The following is a 26,793-nucleotide window of genomic DNA, read 5'->3' on the forward strand; positions in this document are numbered from 1 at the left end:
AATCGAGAGCATAAATGCGCCCGATGCCGCCCTTGATGACAAAATCTCAAGACTTTGTGTAGCGACGAAGCCCATAGTTTCACGATTTCGCGACATTTCGGCCCAAGAACGGGTTTGACTAGACGGGCGGAACCGCGCGACACTGAACAAAAAATCACGGGGAGTTGAAGTAACCGATGTCATCGAACGGTCAAACGGGTGGAAAACCCGCATGAGCGCGTTGTTGTCCGTAAGAGACCTCAGTATCGGCTTTGGTACGGGCAATTCCGTGGTCACGAATGTGAACTTCGATGTCGAAGCGGGACAGACGCTGGCCCTGGTCGGTGAATCGGGATCGGGGAAAACAATCACCTGCCGCGCCGTCTTGCGCATTCTGCCCCGCACGGCGCAGATTCGAAGCGGTACGATTACCCTGAACGATTCCAAGGGCATGTGCGAGCTCACCACAGTGTCCGAACGTGAGTTGCGCGACATCCGCGGCAATCGGGTTTCAATGATCTTTCAGGAGCCCATGAGATCGCTGTCCCCGCTGCACAAGATCGGCAATCAGGTCAGCGAGGTTTTGTGGCTGCATCGCGGGCTGTCCGAGTCCGCGGCACGCAAAAAGGTCCTGACGCAGTTCGAACGCGTCGGTTTCCCAGATCCGCAACGGGCCTATGACTCGTACCCTTTCGAGTTGTCCGGCGGTATGCGCCAACGTGCCATGATCGCCATGGCCATGGTGTCCAAACCCGAATTGCTGATCGCGGATGAGCCAACCACCGCTCTGGACGTGACCACGCAGGCGCAGGTTCTTGGCCTGATCAAGGAATTGCAGCGCGAAACCGGCATGGCGCTCATTCTGGTGACTCATGATCTGGGTGTCGTCGCCAACATGGCCGAGCAGGTCGTCGTCATGCACAAGGGACGTATCATGGAGGCTGGCCCCGCCGCCCCGATCCTGACCGCGCCCGCACACCCGTATACCAAGCAGCTGTTTGATGCCGCGCCGGAAATACCGGATCAGGATGCGGTGGGCATACCGATGCCCGACACGGATCTGATCCTTCAGATGAAGGATGTGTCCAAGACCTACACCATGCGATCCAGCAAAGGCTGGCAGTCCGACAAAGCAATCTATGCCTGCCGTGGAGTCGACCTGAATCTGGCGCGCGGCAAGACTTTGGCAATTGTCGGTGAAAGCGGATCGGGAAAGACGACGGCGGCCCGCATCGCGTTGGGGGCTGAATTGCCCGACCCCGGTGGTGAAGTCCTGTTTCGCACCGCCCCCGATGCCGACCCGATCACGGTGCACAACATGACCCGAGCCCAGCGCACGGCGTTTCAGCGCAAGGCGCAGATGGTGTTTCAGGACCCCTATAGTTCGCTCAGCCCCCGGATGCGCATCCAGGACGCCATGACCGAACCACTGGAAATCCACCGCATCGGCACAACAGCCGAACAGCGCGACAAAGCCGCCGAGATGTTGCAGCGCGTCGGCCTGACGGGTGATATGCTCAAACGCTATCCGCACGCGTTTTCCGGCGGGCAACGACAGCGCCTTTCCGTGGCCCGCGCCATGATGCTGGACCCGCAGTTGATCGTGTGCGACGAACCCACCTCGGCATTGGATGTATCTGTTCAGGAACAAATCCTGACCTTGCTGGAAAACCTGCAGGACAGCCTGAATCTGTCCTACCTGTTCATCTCACATGATCTGGCCGTTGTCGCACGGATCGCTGACGAAGTTGCCGTCATGCGGCGGGGTCTGATCGTCGAACAGGCACCGCCTGAAACTCTTTTCTACAATCCGCGCCACCCATACACCAAGGCGCTGATTGCCGCTCAACCCGAACCCGACATCAATCGCCCGATTGACCTGCAATTGGTTTCTCAGGGTGCCGGCGCGCCGGACAGTTGGGATGAAGCCTTTCGTTTCTCGGACACCGTGATACCCTCATTGGTGGAATTGGAACCGGGCCATAAGGTACGTTGCCATGTTTGATACCATTCGCCCTCTGCTGCTGGCTGCAATGCTGGCGTTTTCCGGGACCCTGTCCGCGGCGGCAGAGACAATCCCGACACCTCAGGAAAGCGCCTTCTGGAGCGCCGAGGTTGAAAGCGGCAATCTTCCGCCGGTGCAGGAGCGTTTGCCCAAGGACCCTCTGATCGTGGATCTGGCCGCAAAAGGAAGAGAATTCGGGAAACCGGGCGGTACTCTGCGTACCATGGTCACGCGATCCAAAGATATCCGGCAGATGGTTGTCTATGGTTATGCAAGGCTGGTCGGGTTCAACCAGGATTACGAACTGGTACCCGACCTGCTGGCCTCGTATGAAAACGAGGGCAATCGCAAATTCACCCTGAAACTGCGTGAAGGGCACAAGTGGTCGGACGGCTCACCCTTTACCTCGGAAGACTTCCGCTATTGGTGGGAGGACGTCGCCAACAACGAGTTGCTCAGCCCGTCTGGCCCACCTGATTTTCTGATCGTCGAAGGCAAAGCCCCCAAGGTCACGTTTCCTGATGAGACCACAGTGATCTTCGAATGGGATGACCCCAACCCGGACTTCCTGCAATCTCTGGCACAAGCACGACCACCGTTTATTTACCGGCCGGCCGCGTTTCTGAAACAGTATCACGAGAAATACGCGGACGCGGAAGAGCTTGCCTTTCAGGTTGAAGATGCCCGGGTCAAAAGTTGGGCGGCGCTGCACAACAAGCTGGATAATCTTTACAAATTCGACAACCACGAACTTCCCACGTTGCAGCCGTGGCTGAACGCCAGCTCGGGCAAGAAAATCCGTCACAACTTTGTGCGCAACCCCTATTATCACCGCATCGACAGCAAGGGGGTGCAGCTTCCCTATATTGACGTGGTCGAGATGGAGATCGTCGCCCCCGGTCTTGTTGCCGCCAAGACCAACGCCGGTGAAAGCGATCTGCAAGGCCGTGGCCTTGCCTTCCGAGACGCGTCGATCCTGAAGAAAGGCGAAGCACAAGGCGGATACAAAACGCTGCTGTGGAAAACCGGCGTGGCCTCGCAGATCGCGATCTACCCGAACCTGAACTTCTCTGATGACGTCTGGCGCGATGTACTGAGGGACGTTCGCGTGCGGCGCGCCTTGTCGCTGGCCATCGACCGGCAGACCATCAATCAGGCCCTATATTTCAAACTCGCACACCCTGCCGCGAACTCAGTTCTTCCCGCCTCGCCCTTCTACAGTGAAGAAAACGCCGCGGCCTGGGCGCAATACGATATCGATCAGGCCAATGCGCTTTTGGATGAAGCTGGTCTGGATCAGCGCGACAAAAACGGCATTCGCCTGTTGCCTGACGGCCGTCCGATGGAGCTGGTGATCGAAACCGCAGGCGAGCGGCAGGAGGTCGAAAACGCCCTTCAGATCGTAACCGACACCTGGCGCGATATTGGGGTCAAACTGGTCATGCGCCCGCTGGACAGGGACATCCTGCGCAACCGCGTGTTCGCGGGCAACTCAATGGCATCCGTCTGGTACGGTTGGGATGACGGCATTCCGCAGGCGCACACCTCCCCGGCTTATCTGGCCCCGACTGACCAGGTGTTCCTGGCCTGGCCAAAATGGGGGCAATACTACCAGACCGGTGGCGAAGCGGGTGAGGCCCCCGACATGCCAGAGGCGCAGCGCCTGATGGAATTGGCGCATGAATGGCAAATCGCCACGACCGATGAAGAACGCACAGCTGTCTGGAGCGAAATGTTGAACATCCACGCCGATCAGGTCTATGCCATAGGCATCCTGAACGGTGCTCCCCAACCCATTGTGGTGTCAAACCGTCTGCGCAATGTTCCGGAACAAGCTATGTGGGCCTGGGAACCCGGTGCACATTTCGGCATTCACCGGCCGGACGAATTCTTTTTCGCCGACTGAGCAGGAGCAGCTAAATGATCATGCTGCGCTACGTGGTGTATCGCTTTTTCACGATGCTGCTGACTTTGTTGGTGGTCTCGGTTCTGGTTTTCGTAATCATCAACCTTCCGCCCGGCGACTATCTGAGCAACCAGATCGCCGAACTTCAGGCCTCGGGCCAGTCGGCGGGTGTCGCAAAGGCAGAGTTTCTGCGCGCTGAATATGCGCTGGATCGCCCCATGTGGGAACAATACCTGATCTGGATGGGTTTCTGGCCCGGACCACACGGATTTTCAGGGTTGATCCAGGGCAATTATGGCTGGTCTTTTGAATTCGACCGCCCCGTTTCCGAAATCGTCGGTGACACGCTTTGGTTGACGGTTGTGGTCAATCTGGCTGCGATCCTGTTTGTCTATGCCGTGGCACTACCATTGGGCGTTATCGCCGCCGCGCGGTCCCGGACATGGATCGATTATACCTCGGCCTTCGTGGGGTATCTGGGGCTGGCAACGCCGAACTTTTTGCTGGCGCTGATCCTGTTCTACTACGGCCACCAGTATTTCAACCTGCCGATCGGGGGCTTGATGGATCCAAGTTTCGAAGGCCAGCCGATGAGTTGGGAGAAATTGAAATCCATCCTCATCCACCTGATCGTACCGACCTTCGTCATCGGCACTTCAGGCGCGTCGGCGATGATGCAGCGTCTGCGCGCGAACATGCTGGACGAGTTGGGCAAGCCCTATGTGGAAACCGCCATCGCGAAGGGCATGGCCCCGTCACGGATGCTGACCAAGTATCCGCTGCGGGTGGCCTTCAACCCCTTTGTCGCCGATATCGGCAACCTGCTGCCATCAATGGTGTCCGGCTCGGTTCTGGTATCGGTCGTTCTGGGGTTGCAAACCATCGGCCCTACATTGCTGACTGCTTTGAAGACGCAGGATCAGTTCCTGTCAGCGTTCATCCTGATGTTCGTCGCCCTGCTGACGCTGATCGGCACGATGATTTCGGATATCCTGCTGGTGATGCTGGATCCGCGCATTCGGTATGAGGGGCGCGAAGCATGACTGACCGTCCTGACAACCGCTACGTCGATGATGCGCCGTTTGATCCGCAGGCCTCGATTCAGCAACTGGAACGCGCCGATCTGGATGCCCCCAACTGGGTTCTGGTCTGGCGCAAGTTCAAAACCCACAAGCTGGGCCTGATCTCGGGTATCTTCCTGCTGTTTTGTTATCTTATGCTGCCCTTTGCGGGGTTTGTTGCGCCTTACGGGCCAAATGACCGAAACGGAGAGCACCTGTACGCGCCGCCACAATCGGTAAACTGGTTTCACGAGGGTGAGTTCATCGGCCCCCACGTTTACCCGATCGTCGCCGAGGCGGACCTTGAAACCTTCCAATGGAAGTTCGTCCCCGACACGGAAGACCCGCGCCCGATCCGGTTCTTCTGCGAAGGCTCTGAATACAAGCTGGCCGGTCTCATACCGTCGGACACACACCTGTTCTGCCCGCCGGAAGGAACCACGCTGTTCCTGTGGGGATCCGACCGGCTGGGCCGAGACATTTTCAGCCGTATTCTCTATGGCGCGCAGTTGTCTCTGACGGTGGGTCTGATCGGTATCTCGGTGTCCTTCTTTCTTGGCATCCTGTTCGGTTCGATGGCCGGCTATTTCGGCGGACGTATCGACTGGACCATCAACCGTGTCATCGAAATCCTGCGTTCGTTGCCGGAACTGCCGCTGTGGCTGGCGCTTTCTGCCGCCGTGCCTTCGAACTGGAGCCCGGTCGCGGTGTTCTTCATCATTTCGATCATTCTGGGTATCCTTGACTGGCCGGGCCTGGCGCGCTCGGTTCGCGCGAAATTCCTGTCTTTGCGGGAAGAGGAATACGTCAGAGCCGCCGAGATGATGGGCGCAAGTTCGGGCCGTGTGATCCGCAAGCACCTGCTGCCCAACTTCATGTCGCACCTGATTGCATCGGCCACATTGTCGATCCCAGCCATGATCCTGGGGGAAACGGCGCTCAGCTTTCTTGGCCTCGGCCTGCGCGCACCCGCAGTCAGTTGGGGCGTGATGCTGAATGACGCGCAGAACCTCGCTTCGATCGAGATCTATCCCTGGACGGCAATCCCGATGCTGCCGATCATTGTCGTGGTGTTGGCGTTCAACTTCCTTGGTGACGGGCTGCGCGACAGTCTCGACCCCTATCAGCAATGAGTCTTCTGGCCACTCTTCCCGCTGCTGACAGCTATCACAGGGTCGCTGCCGGTGTTCTGCCAAGCGCCTTCGCCGTTTCCGAACTGGCCACCGCCAGTTTCGCAGCCGTGGGGCGGGAAATGGCCCGGTTGATCCAGGCTCTCAACCTGTCTCCGAAGACACCTGAGGTCACAATCGATCACCGGCTGGCATCTCTGTGGTTCGGCTATTCCTTCAAGCCGGATGGTTGGGACATGCCCAGTTTGTGGGACCCGGTCGCGGGCGATTACAAAGCCGCGGATGGCTGGATCAGGCTGCACACAAACCTGCCCCGCCATCGCTCTGCCGCGTTGAAAGTCCTTGGTACCCGGCCAGAGCGTGAAGCCGTGGCAAAAGCCGTCAAGTCTTGGGCAATATCGGATCTGGAAACGGCGGTTGTTGCCGAAGGTGGGGTGGCCGCTGCCATGCGCAGCCGAGTGGAATGGCTTGATCATCCGCAAGGCCGCGCCGTGTCGCGCGACCCATTGATCGGATGGCAGGGACCGCGCTATGTCAATTTGCGCGACAGACCTCGGGCTACCGCTGATCGGCCTCTGGCAGGGTTGCGGGTGCTGGATCTGACGCGCGTTCTGGCTGGTCCGGTTTCCACGCGAACACTTGCAGGGTTCGGAGCCGAGGTTTTGCGCATCGACCCACCTGGCTGGGATGAACCTGGGGTGATCCCTGACATCTCGCTGGGGAAACACTGCGCCTATCTTGACCTGAAATCCGAAACCGGCCTTGAACGTCTGCACGGGCTGTTGTCTCAGGCCGATGTGTTCGTACACGGGTATCGGCCCGGCGCGCTGGATGCACTGGGATTGACACGGGCCAAACGTGACGAGCTGGCTCCGAACCGGATCGAAGTCACGCTGGATGCCTATGGTTGGCAAGGTCCATGGTCGACCCGGCGCGGGTTTGACAGCCTTGTCCAGATGAGCGCGGGTATCGCCCATGCCGGGATGGGTTGGGCGAACGCGGACAAGCCGACCCCGTTGCCGGTTCAGGCTCTGGACCACGCAACGGGCTATCTGATGGCTGCGGCCGTCCTGTCCGCACTGGCCGAGGCCGCATCGGGCAATTCCATCATGCACGCACATCTCTCTCTGGCGCGTACCGCCGAACTTCTGGCCGTGCTCGGCAAGGACGACGCAGAATCCGCGCCCATCAGCCCGGCAACAACAGATTACGGCACGGCGACAGAGACTTCCGGCTGGGGGCCGGGCCATCGCCTCAACCCTGCGCTGAGGGTCGGCAAAGCGACGATGCGTTGGGATTTGCCTGCGTCGAAACTGGGCGCTTCGGACCCTGTCTGGCCCTTCACCGCCAACTGACCATCCGCCGCGCGGGACGCGCGGCCGGGCCCAACGCTTTGGGTGGCGTCTCGTCAGAGACGCAGTCCAAAGCGACGGGAGCGCCCCTAACGATCATCGCCGCCTGGCCCGATATCGTCCAGATAATCCTCATCAATCGCCGCCTGCACCGCACCTGTCACGGCCTCACGTTGTTTGGGCGTCAGGTCATCGGCCTCTTTGCCATCCGCCAACCTCACGGTGACTTCGCGATGCGCGAATTTTATGCCTTCCCGCGCGAACAGCTCGCGAATTTCCTGATAGACCCTCTTGCGTACCAGCCACTGATCGCCCGGTTTGGTCATGAACTTGACCCGGATGATCATCGCTGAATCCTGCATTTCGATAACACCCTGGGACTTCAGCGGCTGTATGAAGTTTTCGCCGATCACAGGATCGCTCAGCAATTCCTGCCCCAGTTTTTTGATCAGCTTTCGCACCTTTTCCACGTCGGTGTCATAGGTCACGCGCAGCGGCAGTTTCATGATCACCCAGTCACGGGAATAGTTCGTCAGAACCTTGATTTCGCCAAAAGGAATCGTGTTCAGCGCGCCAAGATGGTGACGCAGCTGGAAGGACCGGACCGAGATTTTCTCGACCGTTCCCTTGACGTCTCCGATATCAATGTACTCACCCTTCCGAAAGGCATCATCCATCAGGAAAAACGCCCCTGAAAAGATGTCTCGCACCAGTGTTTGAGACCCGAAGCCAACGGCCAGACCAACCACACCGGCACCTGCAAACAACGGGCTGACATTGATACCAAGTTCCATGAGAACGATCAGCATGATCGTCACGACCACAACGGCCAGAATAGCGCCGCGGAACAATGGCAGCAGTGTCGCCAGACGGCTTTGGCCGCCTTCTCCGCCCTCATCGCCCAGTTCGGCCTCGGTGCCATCATCGACTTCTTCCGCTATTTTGCTGTCGATCCAGATCCGAAAGAAATGAAACAGAATATAGCCGATGAAGATGATGACCATCACGTCCAGCATGCGTGCAATCGGCAGGTCCTCGCTCCAGTCCGCATCGGGATACCAAATCACCACAAGGGCATAGGCACCGATCACAAAGGCCAGAATTCCAGCCACCCGGCGGGCCAGATCTTCATAGGTCAGAAGATACTGTTTGCGCTGTTCTGCCTCGGGCGTTTCCACGGGCTCTGCATCCGCTTCGGCAGCGGCGGTTTCTTCGTTTATCTCGTTGATCTTGCGTGAACGGTCAAAATACCGCTCCAGCACGTAGTTCATCGCACCATAGGCAACGACGACGGACATGAAGATCATATAGCTGCTTGCGATCAGCGGCAGCGGCGTGGGGTTCTCCAGTGCAAGATCAACCGCCAGACGGAACCAGCTGAACACGACATAGACGATCAGTGCAGGCGCCCAGCCGAAGGATACGAACCGCAACAACCAGGACACCTGATCCGGCGCTCGTCCGCCACGGATTGCATTTGAAATGGCCCGGGCATTGAACAGGATCATCAGAATATTGCCGAAAGCGCCCACCATTGTCAGGCAGCCATAGACCATGGCGTAGACGTTATAATTCAGCCCGAAATCCGCAACCCAGGTCGAAAACAGAACAACTGTGATGTCATAGGTCGCGAGGGCAGAAGCCCAGAGATACAGCCGCTTGGCGTCCCGGTCCGAGAACGGTGGCAGCCGGTATTGACTCAGGTAGGGTGACAAAACCATCCGCCACAGATCGGACACCGTGCGCGACAGGAAGAACGCCGTGAAGATCGCCGTGACCGTGAACTGAATCGAGATATCGTCTGCTTCGCCAAAAAACAGATATCCGACGATCAGGGCCATGAGCATGGCAAATATCGTCGCTCCGATACCCATCAGGAACCGGAACAGAAGGAAGGGCATCTTTTCACGGTAGCCCTGCGGTTCATCCTTGATCCGCGCAACAACCCAGCGGCGCGCGATGCGTTTTCCGTAAATCTCGATAGACAGCCAGCGCCCCAACAGCAGGAACAGGATGTTCCAGCCCAGAACTTCTACATAGGTCTGAATACGACCGTCCGGGCTGGTCTGACGCAGGACATACTTCACTTCGAACACCGAATACGGCAACGCCTCGAGCCGGGACTGCATGGACTCACGGAATTTCGAGAACCGCTCCTGCGCCTTCATCAGCTGCGATCCCTCACCCATGGGATTGTTCGAATCGCCCGCCGCATCACCCGTGCCCGCATCCGTGCCGCCGGCTGTTGTCACAACCTGCCCGGCGCTGTCGATGACGATCACACTTGCCCCGGCTTCACTGGCCGCGCGAATTGCCGCCGCCAAATCACTTTCTTGCGTGGTTTCAGACGAACTGCCCGAGCTATACCCCGGAATCAAGGAAGACTGCGCTGAGACGCTGACCGGAAGTGCCAGAACAAAAGCCCAAAAAGCCAGAAATATTGCGGCCGGAAAGGTGTGTTTCATAGGGTTTTGCATCCAGTTTTTCCGATAACGGCCAGACTACAGAAGGGTTTCAGGCAGTTCAAACATTCGGGCGCGCCCTGCTCAATATCGTGTTCCGGCGTGTTCTTGGCGCACCGCCTGATTCCGGATGTTTTCAATCTGGCCAAAATTGAATATGAACGGAGTTTGAAGGCCCTGCCCCTTTGCCAGTTCACCGGTTCTTTTGCGATCCCTCTCAAGCCTTGGTGCGACATGACGCGAAACCGTCAATATGCTGTTGCCAAATCGCAATGCTTGGAACATTTGCGGAAGAGCATTTCCTCCTTTGGCAAGCGTGACGGGGATATATACAGTAACGCTTGCAAACGCGCGGATTTCGAACCGGGATCAAGAAGACAGGCAACACGATGAGCCTAGGCAAAACCAATTCCAAACCGGGCCGCGCGCCGCGTATCCTGTTTTACAGTCACGACACGTTCGGGCTGGGCCATCTTCGTCGGTCTCGGGCCTTGGCGGCCGCGATCACGCAGGCGGACCAAAGCGCGTCGGCGCTGATCCTGACGGGATCACCCGTGGCCGGACGGTTTACCTTTCCCCGTCGCGTTGATCACGTGCGCCTGCCCGGTGTCACCAAACGCGCAGACGGGTCTTATGCTGCACGCACGATCGGAATGGGTATCGAAGAAGTGACCGAATTGCGGTCGGGTCTGATTCAAACCGCTGTTCAGCAGTTCGACCCCGATGTTCTGATCGTCGACAAGGAACCGACGGGGTTCCGGGGTGAGCTGCTGCCGACACTGAAATACCTGCAAAAGAACTGCGGCACAAAAATGGTGCTTGGCCTGCGCGATGTTCTGGATGAACCCGAAGTCCTGGCCGCCGAGTGGGCGCGCAAGGAAGCCGTTGAAGCCACCGAACGGTTTTATCACGAAATCTGGGTTTACGGCTTGCAGTCGATTCATGACCCCACACAGGGGTTGCCGCTGAGCGCTGCGGCGCAGTCCCGCATCCACTGGACAGGATACCTGCGCCGCGATCTTGGTCCGGTCGGCGAGCCTCCGCAACAACCCTATATCCTGATCACGCCCGGCGGTGGCGGCGACGGCAAGGCGATGGTCAACCTTGTCCTGTCTGCATATGAAAAAGATCCGGATCTGTCGCCGCGCGCGGTTTTGGTCTACGGCCCCTTCCTGTCTGGCGAGTTGCGCGAAGATTTCGAAACCCGCGTTGCCGCATTGAACGGTCGCGTCACCGCCGTTGGTTTCGAATCCCAGATCGAAACACTGTTTGCAGGCGCCGAAGGCGTCGTCTGCATGGGCGGCTACAACACGTTCTGCGAGGTTCTGTCCTTTGACAAACGCGCCGTCATCGTCCCGCGCACCACGCCCCGTCTGGAACAGTGGATACGGGCCTCGCGTGCAGAAGGGCTGGGCCTTGTCCGAATGCTGGATGAAAACCGGGATGGCCTGACGCCCGAGGCGATGATCCGCGCCATTCGGGAACTGCCGCACCAGTCCCTGCCGTCCCAAGCCATCCAGAGCGGATTGCTGGACGGGCTGGACTATGTCACCGACCGCATCGAGAGCCTGCTGACCAGGGAACAGGAACGAGCCACCGGATGACCTCAGATTTTCCTAGATTGGCGGTTGTGGTCAAAGGCTGGCCACGACTGTCTGAAACGTTCATTGCGCAGGAACTTGTCGCCTTGCAGGATGTCGGGCATCATTTTGACATCTGGTCTTTGCGGCACCCGACCGACACGAAACGCCATCCTTTGCATGACCGTTTCACAGGGCAGGTCCGATACCTTCCCGAGTATCTTCATGACGAACCCAAACGGGTCTGGGCGGCACGGGCTTTGGCCCAAACGCTTCCCGGTTACGACAGGGCCTATCGGATCTGGCGTCAGGACTTGAAGCGCGACCCGACACCCAATCGCATCCGCCGGTTTGGGCAAGCCTGTGTTCTGGCCGCTGAATTGCCAGCCCAGACGCAAGGGTTGTACGCTCATTTCATGCACACGCCGTCTTCCGTTGCCCGTTACGCCGCCATCATGCGCGGATTGCCGTGGAGTTTTTCGGCTCATGCCAAGGATATCTGGACGTCGCCGGATTGGGAAAAACGTGAAAAGCTGCAAGCCGCATCCTGCGGGGCCACGTTCGGCGCCACCTGCACGGCCATCGGAGCCGAGCATCTGCGCAGCCTTGCTGATGACCCCAAGCGCGTGGACCTGATCTATCACGGTTTGGACCTGTCTCGCTTTCCCAAGCCCCCAACGCGAAACCTGCGGGCTGCGGGCAGTCCTTTTCACATGATTTCCGTCGGGCGGCTGGTCGAGAAGAAAGGCTTCGATCGTCTGATCGCGGCCTTTGCATTGCTGCCCGATGACCTGAACTGGCACTGGACCCATATCGGCGGTGGCGCGTTGGGTGACGCTTTGCGGGCACAGGCGAACGCAGCCGGCATCGCGAACCGGATCACCTGGAAAGGGGCCTGCGACCAGCCCGAAGTCATCGAAGCGATGCGTGATGCCGACCTGTTCGTTCTGCCCAGCCGCATCGCGAAGGACGGAGACCGCGACGGGTTGCCGAATGTGTTGATGGAGGCCGCGTCTCAGCTGTTGCCAATCCTGTCGACTCCGGTCTCGGCGATCCCCGAGTTTATTGAAACCGGAACGCATGGGGTTTTGTCCGATGACGACCCCTCTGCACTTGCAGAAGCCATGGAACGTTTGTCAGCCAATCCGCAGCAAGCGTCAAAGATGGCGCATGCGGCCTATGATCGCCTGATCGCCGAGTTCCGGATGGCCCCCGGCATCGCACGGCTGTCTGAACGCCTCAATTCCATGTGCATGGAAAACGCGTAATGGCGCGGTTCGCGTTTTATGCCCCGATGAAATCTCCTGACAGCCCGAAACCTTCGGGCGACCGTGAAATGGCCCGGAATCTGATGCAGGCGCTGACCGCCGAGGGTGATACGATCGATCTGGCGTCCGACTTGCGCATCTATGACAAAAGCGGCGACGAAGACCTGCAACATGCCCTGAGGCGCGCAGCAGAAGAAGAAGCGAAACGACTTGTCGCTGACATGCCATCAGATACCGGTCTGTGGGTGACCTACCACAACTATTACAAGGCACCTGACCTGCTGGGCCCTCGGGTTTGCAAGGCGCGTGGCATTCCCTATGTGCAGCTGGAAAGCACCCGCGCATCAAGCCGGTTAAGCGGGCCGTGGGCTGAGTTTGCCAGGGCTGCGCATCAGGCCTGCGATGCAGCGGATGTGATCTTTTATCACACGGCCAACGACCTGATCACTTTGGAGCGGGATCGTTTTGGCGATCAGGCTTTGGTCGAATTGCCTCCGTTCCTGCCAATGGCCGAATTGCCCCCCGCCGCCATCGGGGGCAAACCCATGCTGACCGTCGGCATGATGCGGCATGGGGACAAGCTGGCATCCTATCAGATATTGTCCGAAGCCCTGGCGCATTTGACCGGGGACTGGCACCTGAACATCGCAGGAGACGGCCCGGCGCGCAGGCAGGTTGAAGCACTGATGGCACCATTCGGACATCGGGTGCGTTTTCTGGGTCAGCTTGACCGGGAAGAACTGCAACGCGCCTATCAACAGTCATCTCTGCTTGCATGGCCCGGAGTGAATGAGGCTTACGGGATGATTTACCTTGAGGCGCAGGCCGCGGGATTGCCTGTCGTCGCGCAGGATCGGCCCGGTGTACGCGATGTTCTGTCCCCTGCGGCCTATCCGTCTGTCGAAAGCGGTGCCAGGGGATTTGCGGAAGGCATGCAGGCCCTTCTTTCGGATTCCATGCTGCGCCACTCTCTCGGCGCTGCGGCACGCAACTACGTGGCAGAGCGCCACCTGATGCCACAGGCGACCGAGCGCTTGTGGGCAACCCTCCGACCCCTGCTGAAGGACGCATCATGACCCGGCTTGCTCTGCTCCGCCACGGGCACACCCATTGGAACCGCGCGGGACGGATCCAGGGGCGCAGCGACATACCGCTGGACGATGACGCCCGAGCCGAATTGGCGGGCTTTGGATTGCCGCAGGACTGGACCAGGGCTGACATCTGGTCCAGCCCCCTGCACCGCGCCAGTGAGACGGCGCGGATTGTGACAGGTCGCGACCCGAACACCTCGGACGCGTTGACCGAGATGAACTGGGGCGATTGGGAAGGTCAGCGCGGGGTTGACCTGATCGCGGACACATCCAGCGGATATCGTCACATCGAGAGTTGGAGCTGGGACTTCCGCCCACCAAACGGGGAAAGCCCGGCCGAGGTTCGGGACAGGCTTGACCCGTGGCTGTCCGAGTTGCGGCAAGATACGGTTGCGGTCTGCCATATCGGTATCATGCGGGTCATTCTGGCTCAGGCCTGGGGTTGGAATTTTGAAGGGCCTGCCCCCTTTAAGATCAAACGCAATCGGCTGTATATCGTCGACATGAAAACCATGACCGCCGCCGCCGACCCCGTTCGCCTGATCAAACGCGAGGCCCCGCAATGAAGGTGATGATCATCGTCACGCACCTGTTGGGCACCGGGCACCTCAGCCGGGCGCTGACATTGGGGCGGGCCTTTCGGGATGATGGTCACGACGTCATGGTCGTGACCGGTGGCATGCCCGCGCCGCAATTGGACAACACGGGCATGACCCTGTTCGGCTTGCCGCCGCTCAGGTCAGACGGAACCAACTTCACCCGTTTGCTGACCGAAAGCGGCGACGAGGCTGACGCGGCCTATCACGCCGCGCGTGAGGCCGCCCTGGTGCAGGCGGTGAACAGCTTCCAGCCTCAGATCCTGATCACCGAGCTTTACCCCTTTGGTCGACGATCACTGTCGGCCGAGTTCGATGCGGCCCTGAATGCGGCGATCGCGTTGCCTGAGCGTCCCGTCATTCTCGGATCGATCCGGGACATTCTGGCTCCGCCCTCCAAACCTGCCAAAGTCGAGCGCGCGGATGAAATCGTGTCCCGGTATTATGACGGCATTCTGGTTCATTCCACCGAAAGCGTTACGCCCCTGTCGGTCAGCTGGCCGGTGTCGGAGCGACTGGGCAAGCGACTTCACTACACTGGCTTTGTGGCGCCTGCATTGCCCCGACCGCACCCCGACGCGGCGGGTCAGAATGAAATCCTGGTCAGCGCTGGCGGCGGATCCGTCGGGCAACCGATCTTTCGCGCGGCCATCGAGGCCGCCCGAAAGATGCCCAACAGGCGCTGGCGCCTGCTGGTCGGTGGAACGGATGCGAAGGCGCGGATCGCGGAATTGTCCCGGATGGCCGAAGGAGCTTCGGTTGTTCTGGAACCTGTGCGGCCGGATTTCCGCCAGATGCTGCCCCTTGCAGCGGCATCGGTCAGCATGTGCGGCTACAACACTGCCATGGATATCCTTCAAAGTGGTACCGCCGCCGTGTTTGTGCCTTTCGACGACGGCAAAGAAGTGGAACAGGGGCTGCGCGGGCAGAGCCTGTCCGATCTGCCCGCAATCGAAGTTCTGGAAAGCAGAGCGTTGAGCGGGGCGGCATTGGCGCAGGCGGTGGAGCGTGTCGTGGCCGACGGCCCCCGTGTACAACAGGATTTCGGTTTTGACGGGGCCATCCAATCCGTTCACATCGCCAAGCGCCTGCTGGAGCAGCGTACATGAACCCCGACTGGCGCCCACTTGATGTCGAGTTGAACCATTGGCGTGCCGAAAGCTTGCCCTTGCCTCTGTGGTGGCGCGATGATGATGCCATTGCGCCAACACCGCAATTGGACCGCCTTTCCGGGCTGGCCGACAAACTGGGCCTGCCCGTGCATCTGGCCGTCATCCCACGCGACGCGACGCCCGCGCTGGCGGAATACGTCGCCGCGCGCACGTCACTTGTTCCGGTCGTGCACGGGTGGGCGCATACAAACCATGCGCCCCGTGGTGAGAAGAAGGCCGAGTTTCGGCTCGACCGTCCGCTGGACGTGATGGTGACGGATGCGCAGGCCGGTATGGCGCGTCTTCGGTCTCTGTTTGGTGACAATGTGCGACAGATGTTCGTGCCCCCTTGGAATCGCATTGCGCCCGAGATGGCCAAACAGTTGCCAAAGCTGGGATACCGTATCCTGTCCACCGCAACGCCCCGCAAATCGCGTCTGGCCGCACCGGGGCTTGAGCAGATCAACACCCACCTTGACCCGATCGACTGGCGTGGGTCGCGTGGCTTGATCTCACCCGACGCCCTGATCGCACAGACTGTTGGTCTTCTGCGAGACCGACGCGAAGGCCGTTCAGACAACACCGAGCCCTTTGGCATATTGACCCATCATCTGGTCCATGACCGGGGTATCTGGGCCTTTACCGAGGCCCTGCTGAACAAATTGCTGAGCGGGCCTGCCACTGCTTGGATCGCGCCAAAGAACGAATGAGGACATCACCATGAGCCGATTGGATTCCATGCTGCGCCGACTGACGGCCCAACGTGACGGACTGAACTGGGCAGCCGAGCGGATCAGCGGTCAGCCGGGCGATGTACTGGACATGGGGTTGGGCAATGGCCGCACCTATGATCACCTGCGTGAAATCCTGCCAGAACGCCGGATCTGGGTGATGGACCGGGTCCTGCAATGCCATCCGGACAGCACCCCCCCGGCCGAGGATTTCCTGATGGGTGAAGCCGAACCAATGCTGCACAGACTGGTAGCCGGCGGGCATCGGATCGCGCTGGCGCATTACGATTTCGGACGCGGCATCAAGCACGAGGACGTTGCCGAAGCAGAGCGGCTCAGCCCGCTGATCGCGAAAGTCATGCAGCCCGGAGGGTTGTTGATATCAGGTCAGCCCCTGGTCGGCTTTACCCAGATCCAGGGGCCCAGGACAATCGCCCCGGACCGTTACCTGTTCTACACGGCCTGATTACGCCACGCGTCGACCGCGCACCCAGACCGAACTCGGGACGGGTACACCCGCGCGTATCCGGAAGCGGATGACATCAGCGCGGGCGCCGGCGCGCAATTCACCCCGTTCCTCCAACCCTGCCGCCCGAGCCGGAGCCAGCGTTACCGTCTTCATCCCGCGTGCCATGTCGCCCCAGATTTCGCCCAGCCTAACCGCCGACAGCAACAAGGCCGACGGCACATAATCCGAAGACAGGATGTCCAGATACCCAAGCTGGGCCAGCTCACAGGCCGCAACATTGCCAGAATGCGATCCCCCACGGATTATGTTCGGCGCACCCATCATGATCTGAATGTCGTTTTCGTGGCAGGCGCGTGCCGCCTCGACGGTCGTGGGGAACTCGGCCAGACGGATGCCGTGACCTGCGGACACTTTCACCTGATCTTCCGTCGTGTCGTCATGGCTGGCCAATACTGCTCCGAAACGGCAGGCCGCCTTGACAGCTTCGGCCTCGTGCAGATCGCCATTACGATCTCGAAGCCCTTTCAGTTGCGTCACGTGCTGAAAGTACATGTCATCGTCCATGGCATATTTGGCTTTCAGATAGGTTTCCAGCTTGTTCATATCTCGAAACTGACGCTGTCCGGGTGTGTGATCCATTATGGACACAAGCCCAACCCTGTCTTCCGGTCCAAATTCGTTCAGCTCTTCAACCAGAGTTTCCGAACACACCTCGGCCCGCAAGTGCAGAAAGTGGCTGATCCTGAGCGCGTCCTGTTCGCGCAGGTCCCACAACTCCTGCGACAGGCCACGGGCGTACTTCCCGTACCGCCGCGCGCCCGACGGGATCGATCCAACCCGCATGGCATCGAACACTGTCGTGATACCGGTGCTGGCCAATTCCGCATCATGCGCAAGAATGGCGGCGGCATGGGGCCAGTTCACCTGTGGACGCGGTTGAATGTGACGTTCAAGGTTGTCCGTGTGCAACTCGACAAGCCCGGGGCTGACATAGTCGCCCTCGCAGTCTATCGCACCCGCGGGAACCCCGTTTCCGGTGTCGATTTCAGCGATGGTCCCACCCACAATCCGGACACTGCCGGTTACGGTTTCATGCGGCAATACAAGCGTGGCATTGGCAAGGATCAAGTCTTCTGTCATCTGAGCTTCACGCATGTTGAGACCGAGGCAGGCCACGCAAACGGAGGCCGATATGACATTCACGCGATACGCGATCTATTTTGCGCCACCGGCGGGCGCGGAATGGGCGAAATTTGCAACCAGCTGGCTGGGTTGGGACATGGAGGCGGGAAAGCTGGTTGCCCATCCGATTGTCGAAGGCATCGACGTTGCCGCTGTCACGGAGGTGCCGCGCAAGTACGGGCTGCACGCGACGCTGAAGCCACCGTTCAGACTGCGCGACGGCAAAACGTTCGAAGCCCTGCAAGAGGCGTGCATCTCGCTCGCCTCCCGCCAACCGACTGTGTCGCTGGGTGGCCTCGAGATCGCTCGGTTTGGCCGTTTTCTGGCCTTGCGCCCGCTGGGTGAGACGCGGGCGCTGAATGCGCTTGCCGCGGCCTGTGTTCGGGAACTGGACAGTTTTCGTGCGCCCACCTCCGAGGCCGAACTGGCCCGCCGCCGCGCCGCCGGGTTGACCCCAGAGCAAGACGCCAACCTGGTTCAGTGGGGCTATCCTTACGTACTGGACGCGTTCCGCTTTCACATCACGCTGAGCGGCAAGCTGGACAAACCAACCCTGAGAGCAACTCGAAACGCGCTGCAAACCCATCTGGCCCCATTGCTGCCGCAGCCCTTCCAGATCACGGATCTGGCCCTTGCGGGCGAGGCTGAGGACGGGCGGTTTCACCTGATCCATCGCTACGCGCTCTCCGGTTGAAGCTGCGAAAGGATTTCGGCAACCGTATCTTCCATCGCACCAGAGTTGTCGATTTCCAAGACCCGGTTCAAACCGTTGGGCAAAGACGTTTGGGCCCGGTCCAGACGCCGCGTCTGTTCCGCCTTGCTTTCCCGTCCTCTTAAGGACAGGCGTTCGGACAGAACCTCGGGCTTTGCCGTCAGGGAAATCACGATCAGATCACCAAACACTTCCTGCGCCTGAAGCAACACCGTTCGTGACAGGTTGACCAGAACGGCCGCGGCCACCTGCCGCTGCCGCGTGATCGTCTTCGGTACGCCGTAACAAAGCCCATGCGCATGCCAACTCAGCGCAAACGCACCATCCCGTTCCATCCGCTGAAATGTTTGGACCGAGACCCGGTCGAAATCTTCGCCGTCTTCGCCTTCGGGGCGGGTAATCACCCGCCGCAGTTGCTGAACACCCGACGCCCGGGCCACCAACGCGTTCATTACACTGTCCTTTCCGACACCCGAAGGGCCGACGACCGCTATGACCTTAGCAAGCGTCATGCAGCCTTCCCCGGCGTGAAGTCCGAGACATCGACCTCGCGGTCACAGACCCGTTCGCGTGCGTCGAGATCATGAAAAATCCCGACAATCGTCACGCCCTTGTTCTTGGCCTCTTCGATCAGGGACAAAACGGTTTCCCGGTTCTGTGCATCCAGGCTTGCCGTCGGTTCATCCAACAGCATTGCCGGATATTCAGGCGCAAAGCCCCGCGCGATGTTCACTCTTTGCTTTTCGCCGCCCGAGAAGGTCGTTGGGCTGAGGGTCCACAGGCGTTCGGGAATATTCAGCCGTTTCAGCAACCCGGCTGCCCTGTCCATTGCCACTTGTCTGTCACAGCCCACGGCCAGCAGCGGCTCGGCCACAACGTCCAGCGTCGACACCCGGGGCACGACCCGCAGGAACTGGCTGACATAGCCCAGAGTGTCACGACGCAGCAACAGGATCTGTCGCGGTTCAGCCCGGGCCACGTCCAACCCGGCAACCAGCACCTGACCAGAGGCCGCCAGATAGTTGCCGTAGATCACCCGCATCAGCGTGGATTTGCCTGCACCCGACGGCCCGGTCAGGGCGACGCACTCACCCGGCTCCGCTTTCAGAGACGCGCCTTTCACCACCGGGATCGTGGCGCTGCCCTGATTGTGCAGGGTGAAGCTTTTGCTGACATCAACAAGTTCAATCATCGCTTCATCTTTCCCCAAAGCCTCAAACCTGCAAAACGCTGGATACCAGCAACTGCGTATAGGCATGTTGCGGGTCGTCCAGTACCTGATCCGTCAGCCCGGCCTCGACCACGCGGCCGCTTTTCATCACCATCAACCGGTCCGCCAGCAGACGCACCACGGCAAGATCATGGGTGACGATGATCGCACTCAACCTCATCTCACGCACAAGTCCGCGCAACAAATCCAGTAAACGCGCCTGCACCGACACATCCAGACCACCAGTCGGTTCGTCCATGAACACCAGCCGAGGACCTGTCACCAGATTGCGCGCGATCTGCAAACGTTGCTGCATCCCGCCCGAAAACGCGCTGGGGCGGTCATCGACGCGGCTCTCGTCAATTTCGACCCGGCTCAGCCAGTCAATGGCCTTGCCCCGAATGCTGCCATAGTGGCGTTCGCCGACGGCCATCAGCCGCTCGCCTATGTTGCCTCCTGCGCTGACAGACATCCGCAACCCGTCGCGCGCGTGTTGATGGACAAAGGCCCAGTCGGTGCGGCTCAGCATCCGGCGCTCTGGCTCGGACATTGTGACCGTATCGACCGGGCCGTCTGCACGAGTATCAAAAATCACCTGCCCGGCGTCAGGCTTCAGAAGACCGGCCATACAGTTGAGCAAGGTCGACTTGCCGGACCCACTTTCACCAACGATTCCCATCACTTCTCCGGGGAAGAGATCAAAATTCACATCCGCGCATCCGATCCGGCGGCCATAGCGTTTTTCAACGCCCTTGACTTGCAACAAAGGAGTCATTGCGCGTTCTTTCCGGCCAATCGGCCTGCATGCCCCGCCTCACGGAGTGACCGGCAGTAATCCGTGTCGGAACAGACAAACATCCGGTTGCCCGCGTCATCCATGATGACCTCATCCAGATAGCTGTCTTCGGCCCCGCACAGGTCGCAGGGATGATCGGCCTTGGTGGCCTCGAACGGATAGTCCTCGAAATCGAGGCTCACGACCCTGGTATGCGGTGGCACCGCATAAATGCGCTGCTCGCGCCCGGCGCCAAACAGCTGGATCGCGTCCATCTCAAGCTTTGGATTGTCGAATTTCGGAATTGGGGACGGGTCCATCACATAGCGCCCCGACACCTTCACCGGATAGGCATAAGCGGTCGAAATCGCCCCGTGCTGGCTGATATCCTCGTACAGTTTCACATGCATCAGCCCGTATTCCTCAAGACTGTGCATCTTGCGCGTCTCGGTCTCGCGCGGTTCAAGAAAGCGCAGAGGTTCCGGAATCGGCACCTGATAAACGATGATCTGGTCTTCGCGCAACTTCGCCTCGGGGATGCGGTGGCGGGTCTGAATGATTGTGGCCTTTTCCGTCTTTTCCGTGGTGGCGACCCCTGCGGTGTTTTCAAAGAACTTGCGGATGGATACGGCGTTGGTCGTGTCGTCTGCGCCCTGATCGATCACCTTGAACGTATCCTCGGGCGTCAACACAGCGGCTGAAACCTGTACGCCCCCGGTACCCCAGCCATAGGGCATCGGCATCTCGCGACTGGCAAACGGCACCTGGTACCCCGGGATGGCCAAGCCTTTGAGGATCGCCCGGCGGATCATCCGCTTGGTTTGCTCGTCCAGATAGGCGAAATTGTATGCGCTCATAAGCAGCCTCTTTCTGCAAGAGCACGTTCCAGCGCGTGCGGCGCGGAGAAGTGGATCCCATCCATGCCCACAGCACGCGCGCCTTCGACATTGTGCAGCCCGTCATCGATGAAAATGCAGTTCTCAGGTGAAAGCCCGGCCCGCTTGCACAACAGATGGAAAATCTCTGGCTGAGGCTTCAAAAGCTTTTCCTGCCCCGACACGACGGTGACACCAAACACTTCGCCCAATTCAGGATGTGCCCCCACCCCGACAGGCCAGGTTTCCGCTGACCAATTGGTGATCGCGTGAACCGGAGTGCCCTTTTCTTTCAACCGATAGAGCACCTGCCAGGTCCCCTCGATCTTTTGCGGAACGGTTCTGGCATAACGTTCAACGTAAACACTGAGGCGCTGCCGATCTTCCGCATTATCCAGTTCAGCGGCCAGATCGGCGAACATCTCTCCTCCATCGGCCCTCAGGTTGCGCTCGGGGAAATTGATGCGCGTCAGGAACTCTGTCACCGCCTCGCGGCTGCCCATCTCCTCCAGCCATGCCAGATGCGGATCCCACTGGACCAGCACGTTTCCGATATCAAAAACGACGGCTTTCATTCCACGGCCTCCTCTGATATGCGCTCTTGGGCCTTTCGGCGCAGTTTGCGGAGCAGTTCCAGCTCGGACTGGAAATCGACGTAATGCGGCAGTTTGATATGTTCGAGAAAGCCGGTAGCCTGAATGTTGTCCGCATGGCTCAGGACAAATTCTTCATCCTGCGCGGGCGCGCCCACGTTGTCTTCACCCAACTCTTCCCACCGCAAGGCCCGATCGACCAGTGCCATCGCGATGGATTTTCGTTCAGACTGGCCAAAGACCAGCCCATAGCCGCGCGTGAACTGCGGCGGTTCCGTTTTCGAACCGGTGAACTGGTTCACCGTTTCACATTCGGTCAGCTCGACCTCGCCGATATCGATGGCAAAGCCCAGCTCGGGGATGTCCAGCTCAACCACGACCTTGCCGATACGCAATTCTCCGACAAAGGCGTGGTTGCGGGCGTAACCGCGCTGGGTCGAATAAGCCATGCCCAGCACAAAACCCTCGTCCCCACGGGTCAACGACTGAAGGCGCACCGGGCGGGTGGACGGGAACTCCATCGGTTCACGGGTCAGATCGCCCGGAACGTCATCGCGGGCCGGTTCATCCTGAATGATACCCTCATCCTTCAGGAATGCGGTAATATGTGGCGTCGGTTCCAGCCGCACGGGGCCTTCAGGCGCCTTTGGAATTTCGCCCTCGGCCGCCAGCTTGAAATCCAGCAGTCGGTGGGTGTAGTCGAAGGTTGGCCCCAGAACCTGACCACCGGGAACATCTTTGAACGTGGCCGAGACCCGGCGATCACAGGCCATGTCGCCGGTTTTGACGGGATTGGAACAGCCGAAACGAGGCAGGGTCGTGCGGTAAGCGCGGACGAGGAAAATCGCTTCGATCAGATCGCCGCGTGCCTGTTTGATCGCCAGCGCAGCAAGGTCGGGATCGTACAGCGACCCCTCGGCCATGACCCGGTTCACCGCAAGGCTCAACTGTTCACGGATCTGCGCAAGGCTCAGTTCCGCGACATCTGTTGCACCGCGGCGTTCTTCGGCAAGCCACGCATGGGCATTCTCGATGGCTTTTTCGCCTCCTTTGACAGCGACATACATGGCTTACCCCCTGGACCTGATTTGCGTGCTACGCGGCAGAGCCGCGACCGCCTCACCGCAGGTAAAGAAAAAATCACACCCCAAAGGGTAAAGCAGCGCATTGTTCTGAAGAGCCTGAACATCCGGCAGAGAAAGCCGCGCCGTGTCCCGGATGCCAGGGCCGCTCAGAACCGCACCATTCTGCTCCAGCCGCCTGCATTCCACAACAAGCGTCGCGGACCGGTCCGGGTATTCCGGCGTCCCGATACGATAGGTTTTGAGCGGCGCCAATGCATCCCACGTGCCAAGGACAAAATCAGCCTCTTCCGCCGCCACTATCGGTGCACCCGTGTGAAAGGTCAGCCATTCGCGCACCGAACCGGTATCGGCTTCACCCGCCAGGTGAACATTTGTCTCGGCGTCGCAAAGCGTCACGAGCAGCGTGCCAGCCGCGACGGACAAGGGCGCAGGTGGTCCACAGCCAGCCAGCGCGCGGATTTCACCCGGACGCGCCATGACGGTCATGGCCGCCCGGAATGCATGTGCCGCGTCGACAGCTGCGTCTTGAAAGCCCCCCGAGAACCGCATTTGATCAGGCATCAGTCTTCCCCCCGAACCAGCGTGAAAAACTCGACCTTGGTGGCCGCTGCCTTTGCGGCGCGCGCTGTCTTGATCGACTGCATTTGCAGCCTCAGCGGATCAAGCAGCCGTGTCTGCAAATCATCAGCAGCGGCCGTCTGCATCATCGCATCAATCAATGCCGCGGCTTCTGCCTTGGATTTCGACCTGCCCTGAACATAGCCGTGACCGACCGTACCATCCTGCAACACGACCGAGCAGCGCGTAACGGTCATTTCACCCAGGTTGAACAAAGCGCCGGTTCCTCCGATGCGGCCACGCACCATGACACCACCCACTTCGGGCCTGCGCAGCCATTCGAAACTCGGGCAGTCCTGAATGCCGTCCCACAGCGTCATCAGGGCGACGTCCGGCGCGCGCGCCAGCAGACCCATCCAATCCTTCCGTGCCTTGATCCCGATTTCCGCCTGATTTGCCATCAAAGCCTCTTGGACAGGTTGTCTAGTTGAACTATACAACTAGACAAATACTAACTGACAGGTTGTCAAAACGCAATCTGCGACCGTTTGAAGGTTTGGTGAAATGAGCAAAACGCCGATCTGGAAAAGTATTGCCCTGCGCCTGACGTCGGACATCGCCGAGGGACGATATCAAACCGGAGATCGCCTGCCGACCGAAGCCCAGCTGGCCGCCACCTATGGCGTCAACCGCCACACTGTGCGGCGCGCTTTGGCTGACATGTCTGATCAGGGTCTGGTACACGCTCGGCGCGGTGCAGGCGTTTTTGTTGCGGCACGGCCAACGGATTATCCGATCGGCAAAAGGGTGCGCTATCACAAGAACATCTCGGCCAGCGGCAAGATACCGGGCAAGAAAATCCTGGCTTTGACCACACGCGTCGCCGATGAAGCCGAAGCCAAAGCCCTGGGCCTGAACAAGGGCGATCCAGTGCACGTCTATGACGGATTGTCCCTGGCGGACGGGCAACCCATAGCCCTGTTTCAGAGCGTTTTCCCCGCGGAACGGTTTCCGGATATCTTGCAGACTTTGACCGAAACCCAGTCGGTGACCAAAGCGCTGCACGCCTGCGGCGTCAGGGATTACGTCCGCGTGTCGACTCGCCTGACCGCGCGCGGGGCGACCGCCACGCAGGCTCTGCAACTTCGATTGTCTGAAGGTGCTCCTGTTCTCTTCTCGATCGGCGTCAATGCCGACCCGGATGGACGACCAGTCGAGTACGGCCGTACAATTTTCGCGGGTGAGCGTGTAACGCTGACCCTGAGCGAGGCATAAGCCAACAAGGCTTCTAAGCCGCTTCCGACCGCCGGTCCGAGGCCTTACTCCATTGGGTCAGATGCCGCGCGGTGAGAGTTTTGTGGCAACACAGCGTTTGCGGGGGCTATCCATCCCACCGGCTCACAGGTATACGCATCCGCGACTCTTCAGCTGATACGAGGCCACCATGAGCTTTGACCGCACCATCAAGATCGCGCCGTCTATCCTGTCCGCCGATTTCGCCAATTTCGGGCAGGAAATTCAGGCCATCGAAGCACAGGGCGCAGACTGGGTTCATGTGGACGTGATGGACGGCCATTTCGTTCCTAACCTGACCTTTGGCCCTCCAGCCGTGAAAGCCTTTCGCCCGCATGTCAAAACCGTCATGGATGTGCATCTGATGATCACGCCGGTCGATCCCTACATCCAGGCCTATGCCGATGCCGGAGCGGACATTCTGACCGCACATGTCGAAGCTGGCCCCCACACCCATCGCACCTTGCAGGCCATTCGCGGTGCCGGAATGAAAGCCGGCGTTGCCCTGAACCCCGGCACCCCCGCCGAAGCGGTCGAGCATCTGCTGGACCTCACGGATCTGGTTTGCGTGATGACCGTGAACCCCGGCTTTGGGGGCCAGAAATTCATCGACATGACCGGCAAGGTCAAAAAACTGCGTCAGATGATCGGTGATCGTCCGGTGCATATCGAGATTGACGGTGGCGTCGACCCGAATACCGCCCCGCTGGTGGCCGCGGCGGGTGCGGATGTGCTGGTGGCCGGTTCCGCGGTGTTCAAGGGCGGATCGGTAGACACGCCTGATGTCTACGGTGAAAACATCCGTGCCGTTCGGGCGGCGGCTGAATCAGCACTGTCCTGATTTGCAATCACCAGCGGCTGTCGGCAAGACCGTCAGCCGCCGGTATGGATCACAGCCCTTGCCAAATAGGGGCTTCAATCCGCGCGGACCGCGCCCACATGAGACGCTCTGCCCGTTTCCTTGACGTTGCGGTAAGAGGGGGACAGGCGCGCATCGCCATCCCACGTCGCGCCCAAAAAGCGGATATCACCCCGCCTTGATGTTCTTGTTTGAGAACGCGCGCGTGTTGGTGGGGTTTTGGCGAGGGGGTTTTCTTTAGGAATGCTCCGCCACCGCCAGCCGTTACGATTGTTACAATTATTGATTGAATATCGATTGCCATCACTGTCTCTAAATCACTGTCTCTAAATAGCGTTTGAGATTCCTACAAAATGCAAAACTCGGTCTACTTTAAGACTTTTTCTCAAATCGTTTTCAATGTGCTAACGCGGACGGGCTTGAAGCCTTAGGCGAACTTCAAAGCTTTCAAACGAAAAAGGGCGCCCCGCGGGACGCCCTTTCCGTCTGATCATTCGCTTGCGCGAATTATTCAATAATTTTGGAAACGACGCCGGCGCCGACGGTGCGGCCGCCTTCGCGGATGGCGAAACGCAGACCGTTTTCCATCGCGATGGGCGCGATCAGTTCAACGCCGAACGACACGTTGTCGCCGGGCATGACCATCTCGGTGCCTTCGGCCAGGGTCACGGTGCCGGTCACGTCCGTCGTACGGAAGTAGAACTGCGGACGGTAGTTCGCGAAGAACGGAGTGTGACGGCCGCCCTCTTCCTTGGTCAGGATATAGGCTTCGGCTTCGAACTTGGTGTGCGGAGTCACCGAACCCGGCTTGCACAGAACCTGGCCACGCTCAACGCCGTCACGGTCAACACCACGCAGCAGCGCGCCGAT

General features: G+C 59.6%; 26 protein-coding genes. 15 read left to right on the plus strand and 11 right to left on the minus strand.

Features of this window, described 5'->3' with window-relative positions:
• Positions 1 to 211 precede the first annotated feature (211 nt).
• The 5 genes from AC2FF8_RS14650 to AC2FF8_RS14670 are packed head-to-tail and all read left to right on the plus strand — an operon-like array spanning position 212 to position 7,436.
• Entirely contained in the window at positions 212 to 1,984 is a 1,773-nt protein-coding gene (locus tag AC2FF8_RS14650; protein ID WP_496880031.1) for an ABC transporter ATP-binding protein, read from the plus strand.
• Complete coding sequence (locus AC2FF8_RS14655; protein WP_496880032.1) at positions 1,977 to 3,890, plus strand: ABC transporter substrate-binding protein; 1,914 nt, start codon at positions 1,977 to 1,979, stop codon at positions 3,888 to 3,890. The genes AC2FF8_RS14650 and AC2FF8_RS14655 overlap by 8 nt, the downstream gene beginning before the upstream one ends.
• A 14-nt stretch (positions 3,891 to 3,904) precedes the next feature.
• Positions 3,905 to 4,933: an ABC transporter permease gene (locus tag AC2FF8_RS14660; RefSeq protein WP_152457137.1), complete on the plus strand. Its 1,029-nt coding sequence runs from the start codon at positions 3,905 to 3,907 to the stop codon at positions 4,931 to 4,933.
• Positions 4,930 to 6,084, plus strand: a complete 1,155-nt coding sequence (locus tag AC2FF8_RS14665; protein ID WP_170344886.1) for an ABC transporter permease — start codon at positions 4,930 to 4,932, stop codon at positions 6,082 to 6,084. Before AC2FF8_RS14660 ends, AC2FF8_RS14665 begins: the two co-directional genes overlap by 4 nt.
• The gene (locus AC2FF8_RS14670; RefSeq protein ID WP_496880033.1) at positions 6,081 to 7,436 is read left to right on the plus strand and encodes a CoA transferase; all 1,356 of its coding nucleotides are present in this window, start codon (positions 6,081 to 6,083) and stop codon (positions 7,434 to 7,436) included. Before AC2FF8_RS14665 ends, AC2FF8_RS14670 begins: the two co-directional genes overlap by 4 nt.
• A gap of 86 nt (positions 7,437 to 7,522) precedes the next feature.
• Here the strand turns inward: AC2FF8_RS14670 and AC2FF8_RS14675 are convergent, their stop codons facing one another.
• Complete coding sequence (locus AC2FF8_RS14675) at positions 7,523 to 9,898, minus strand: mechanosensitive ion channel domain-containing protein (protein WP_496880034.1); 2,376 nt, start codon at positions 9,896 to 9,898, stop codon at positions 7,523 to 7,525.
• A gap of 386 nt (positions 9,899 to 10,284) precedes the next feature.
• Between AC2FF8_RS14675 and AC2FF8_RS14680 the strand changes: the two genes are divergently transcribed.
• From AC2FF8_RS14680 to AC2FF8_RS14710, 7 genes are read left to right on the plus strand one after another with little or no spacing between them, the layout of a single operon-like run.
• Positions 10,285 to 11,499 carry a glycosyltransferase family protein gene (locus tag AC2FF8_RS14680; RefSeq protein ID WP_496880035.1) on the plus strand — a complete coding sequence of 405 codons (1,215 nt, stop codon included), beginning with the start codon at positions 10,285 to 10,287 and terminating at the stop codon, positions 11,497 to 11,499.
• Complete coding sequence (locus AC2FF8_RS14685) at positions 11,496 to 12,743, plus strand: glycosyltransferase family 4 protein (RefSeq protein ID WP_496880036.1); 1,248 nt, start codon at positions 11,496 to 11,498, stop codon at positions 12,741 to 12,743. The genes AC2FF8_RS14680 and AC2FF8_RS14685 overlap by 4 nt, the downstream gene beginning before the upstream one ends.
• The gene (locus tag AC2FF8_RS14690; RefSeq protein ID WP_496880037.1) at positions 12,743 to 13,819 is read left to right on the plus strand and encodes a glycosyltransferase family 4 protein; all 1,077 of its coding nucleotides are present in this window, start codon (positions 12,743 to 12,745) and stop codon (positions 13,817 to 13,819) included. Before AC2FF8_RS14685 ends, AC2FF8_RS14690 begins: the two co-directional genes overlap by 1 nt.
• A complete protein-coding gene (locus AC2FF8_RS14695) occupies positions 13,816 to 14,400 on the plus strand; it encodes a histidine phosphatase family protein (protein WP_496880038.1) in 585 nt (194 codons plus the stop codon). The genes AC2FF8_RS14690 and AC2FF8_RS14695 overlap by 4 nt, the downstream gene beginning before the upstream one ends.
• Positions 14,397 to 15,539 carry a glycosyltransferase family protein gene (locus AC2FF8_RS14700; protein WP_496880039.1) on the plus strand — a complete coding sequence of 381 codons (1,143 nt, stop codon included), beginning with the start codon at positions 14,397 to 14,399 and terminating at the stop codon, positions 15,537 to 15,539. Before AC2FF8_RS14695 ends, AC2FF8_RS14700 begins: the two co-directional genes overlap by 4 nt.
• Entirely contained in the window at positions 15,536 to 16,291 is a 756-nt protein-coding gene (locus AC2FF8_RS14705; RefSeq protein WP_496880040.1) for a polysaccharide deacetylase family protein, read from the plus strand. Before AC2FF8_RS14700 ends, AC2FF8_RS14705 begins: the two co-directional genes overlap by 4 nt.
• 10 nt (positions 16,292 to 16,301) lie before the next feature.
• A complete protein-coding gene (locus AC2FF8_RS14710; RefSeq protein ID WP_496880041.1) occupies positions 16,302 to 16,778 on the plus strand; it encodes a class I SAM-dependent methyltransferase in 477 nt (158 codons plus the stop codon).
• Here the strand turns inward: AC2FF8_RS14710 and AC2FF8_RS14715 are convergent, their stop codons facing one another.
• The gene (locus AC2FF8_RS14715) at positions 16,779 to 17,921 is read right to left on the minus strand and encodes an alpha-D-ribose 1-methylphosphonate 5-triphosphate diphosphatase (RefSeq protein ID WP_496880042.1); all 1,143 of its coding nucleotides are present in this window, start codon (positions 17,919 to 17,921) and stop codon (positions 16,779 to 16,781) included.
• A 52-nt stretch (positions 17,922 to 17,973) separates the two neighbouring features.
• Here AC2FF8_RS14715 and AC2FF8_RS14720 point away from each other — a divergent pair, with 52 nt between their 5' ends.
• A complete protein-coding gene (locus AC2FF8_RS14720) occupies positions 17,974 to 18,657 on the plus strand; it encodes a DUF1045 domain-containing protein (RefSeq protein WP_496880043.1) in 684 nt (227 codons plus the stop codon).
• Here AC2FF8_RS14720 and phnN read toward each other — a convergent pair.
• Genes phnN through phnG form a run of 8 tightly spaced genes read right to left on the minus strand, consistent with a single transcriptional unit; the run spans position 18,639 to position 24,232 of the window.
• Positions 18,639 to 19,187, minus strand: a complete 549-nt coding sequence (phnN, locus tag AC2FF8_RS14725; protein ID WP_496880044.1) for a phosphonate metabolism protein/1,5-bisphosphokinase (PRPP-forming) PhnN — start codon at positions 19,185 to 19,187, stop codon at positions 18,639 to 18,641. The two genes, AC2FF8_RS14720 and phnN, sit on opposite strands and share 19 nt — an antisense overlap.
• Positions 19,184 to 19,867 (minus strand): phosphonate C-P lyase system protein PhnL, encoded by a 684-nt coding sequence (gene phnL, locus AC2FF8_RS14730; protein WP_496880045.1) that lies wholly within the window; start codon positions 19,865 to 19,867, stop codon positions 19,184 to 19,186. The genes phnN and phnL overlap by 4 nt, the downstream gene beginning before the upstream one ends.
• 22 nt (positions 19,868 to 19,889) lie before the next feature.
• A complete protein-coding gene (gene phnK, locus AC2FF8_RS14735) occupies positions 19,890 to 20,660 on the minus strand; it encodes a phosphonate C-P lyase system protein PhnK (RefSeq protein WP_496880046.1) in 771 nt (256 codons plus the stop codon).
• Positions 20,657 to 21,517 carry an alpha-D-ribose 1-methylphosphonate 5-phosphate C-P-lyase PhnJ gene (locus AC2FF8_RS14740; RefSeq protein WP_496872869.1) on the minus strand — a complete coding sequence of 287 codons (861 nt, stop codon included), beginning with the start codon at positions 21,515 to 21,517 and terminating at the stop codon, positions 20,657 to 20,659. Before AC2FF8_RS14740 ends, phnK begins: the two co-directional genes overlap by 4 nt.
• Positions 21,514 to 22,110 (minus strand): HAD family hydrolase, encoded by a 597-nt coding sequence (locus AC2FF8_RS14745; RefSeq protein ID WP_496880047.1) that lies wholly within the window; start codon positions 22,108 to 22,110, stop codon positions 21,514 to 21,516. Before AC2FF8_RS14745 ends, AC2FF8_RS14740 begins: the two co-directional genes overlap by 4 nt.
• Positions 22,107 to 23,195 (minus strand): carbon-phosphorus lyase complex subunit, encoded by a 1,089-nt coding sequence (locus tag AC2FF8_RS14750; protein ID WP_496880048.1) that lies wholly within the window; start codon positions 23,193 to 23,195, stop codon positions 22,107 to 22,109. Before AC2FF8_RS14750 ends, AC2FF8_RS14745 begins: the two co-directional genes overlap by 4 nt.
• Before the next feature lie 3 nt (positions 23,196 to 23,198).
• Entirely contained in the window at positions 23,199 to 23,774 is a 576-nt protein-coding gene (gene phnH, locus AC2FF8_RS14755; RefSeq protein ID WP_496880049.1) for a phosphonate C-P lyase system protein PhnH, read from the minus strand.
• The gene (gene phnG / locus AC2FF8_RS14760; protein WP_496880050.1) at positions 23,774 to 24,232 is read right to left on the minus strand and encodes a phosphonate C-P lyase system protein PhnG; all 459 of its coding nucleotides are present in this window, start codon (positions 24,230 to 24,232) and stop codon (positions 23,774 to 23,776) included. Before phnG ends, phnH begins: the two co-directional genes overlap by 1 nt.
• A 103-nt stretch (positions 24,233 to 24,335) precedes the next feature.
• Between phnG and phnF the strand changes: the two genes are divergently transcribed.
• A complete protein-coding gene (gene phnF, locus AC2FF8_RS14765) occupies positions 24,336 to 25,046 on the plus strand; it encodes a phosphonate metabolism transcriptional regulator PhnF (protein ID WP_496880051.1) in 711 nt (236 codons plus the stop codon).
• 169 nt (positions 25,047 to 25,215) lie between these two features.
• Positions 25,216 to 25,905, plus strand: coding sequence for a ribulose-phosphate 3-epimerase (rpe, locus tag AC2FF8_RS14770; RefSeq protein WP_480685294.1), 690 nt, complete (start codon positions 25,216 to 25,218; stop codon positions 25,903 to 25,905).
• A 525-nt stretch (positions 25,906 to 26,430) separates the two neighbouring features.
• Here rpe and AC2FF8_RS14775 read toward each other — a convergent pair.
• The coding region (locus AC2FF8_RS14775) for an EF-Tu C-terminal domain-related protein (RefSeq protein WP_496880052.1) at positions 26,431 to 26,793 on the minus strand (363 nt) is incomplete at its 5' end.

It is taken from the genome of Ruegeria sp. YTSA144, from assembly GCF_059610125.1.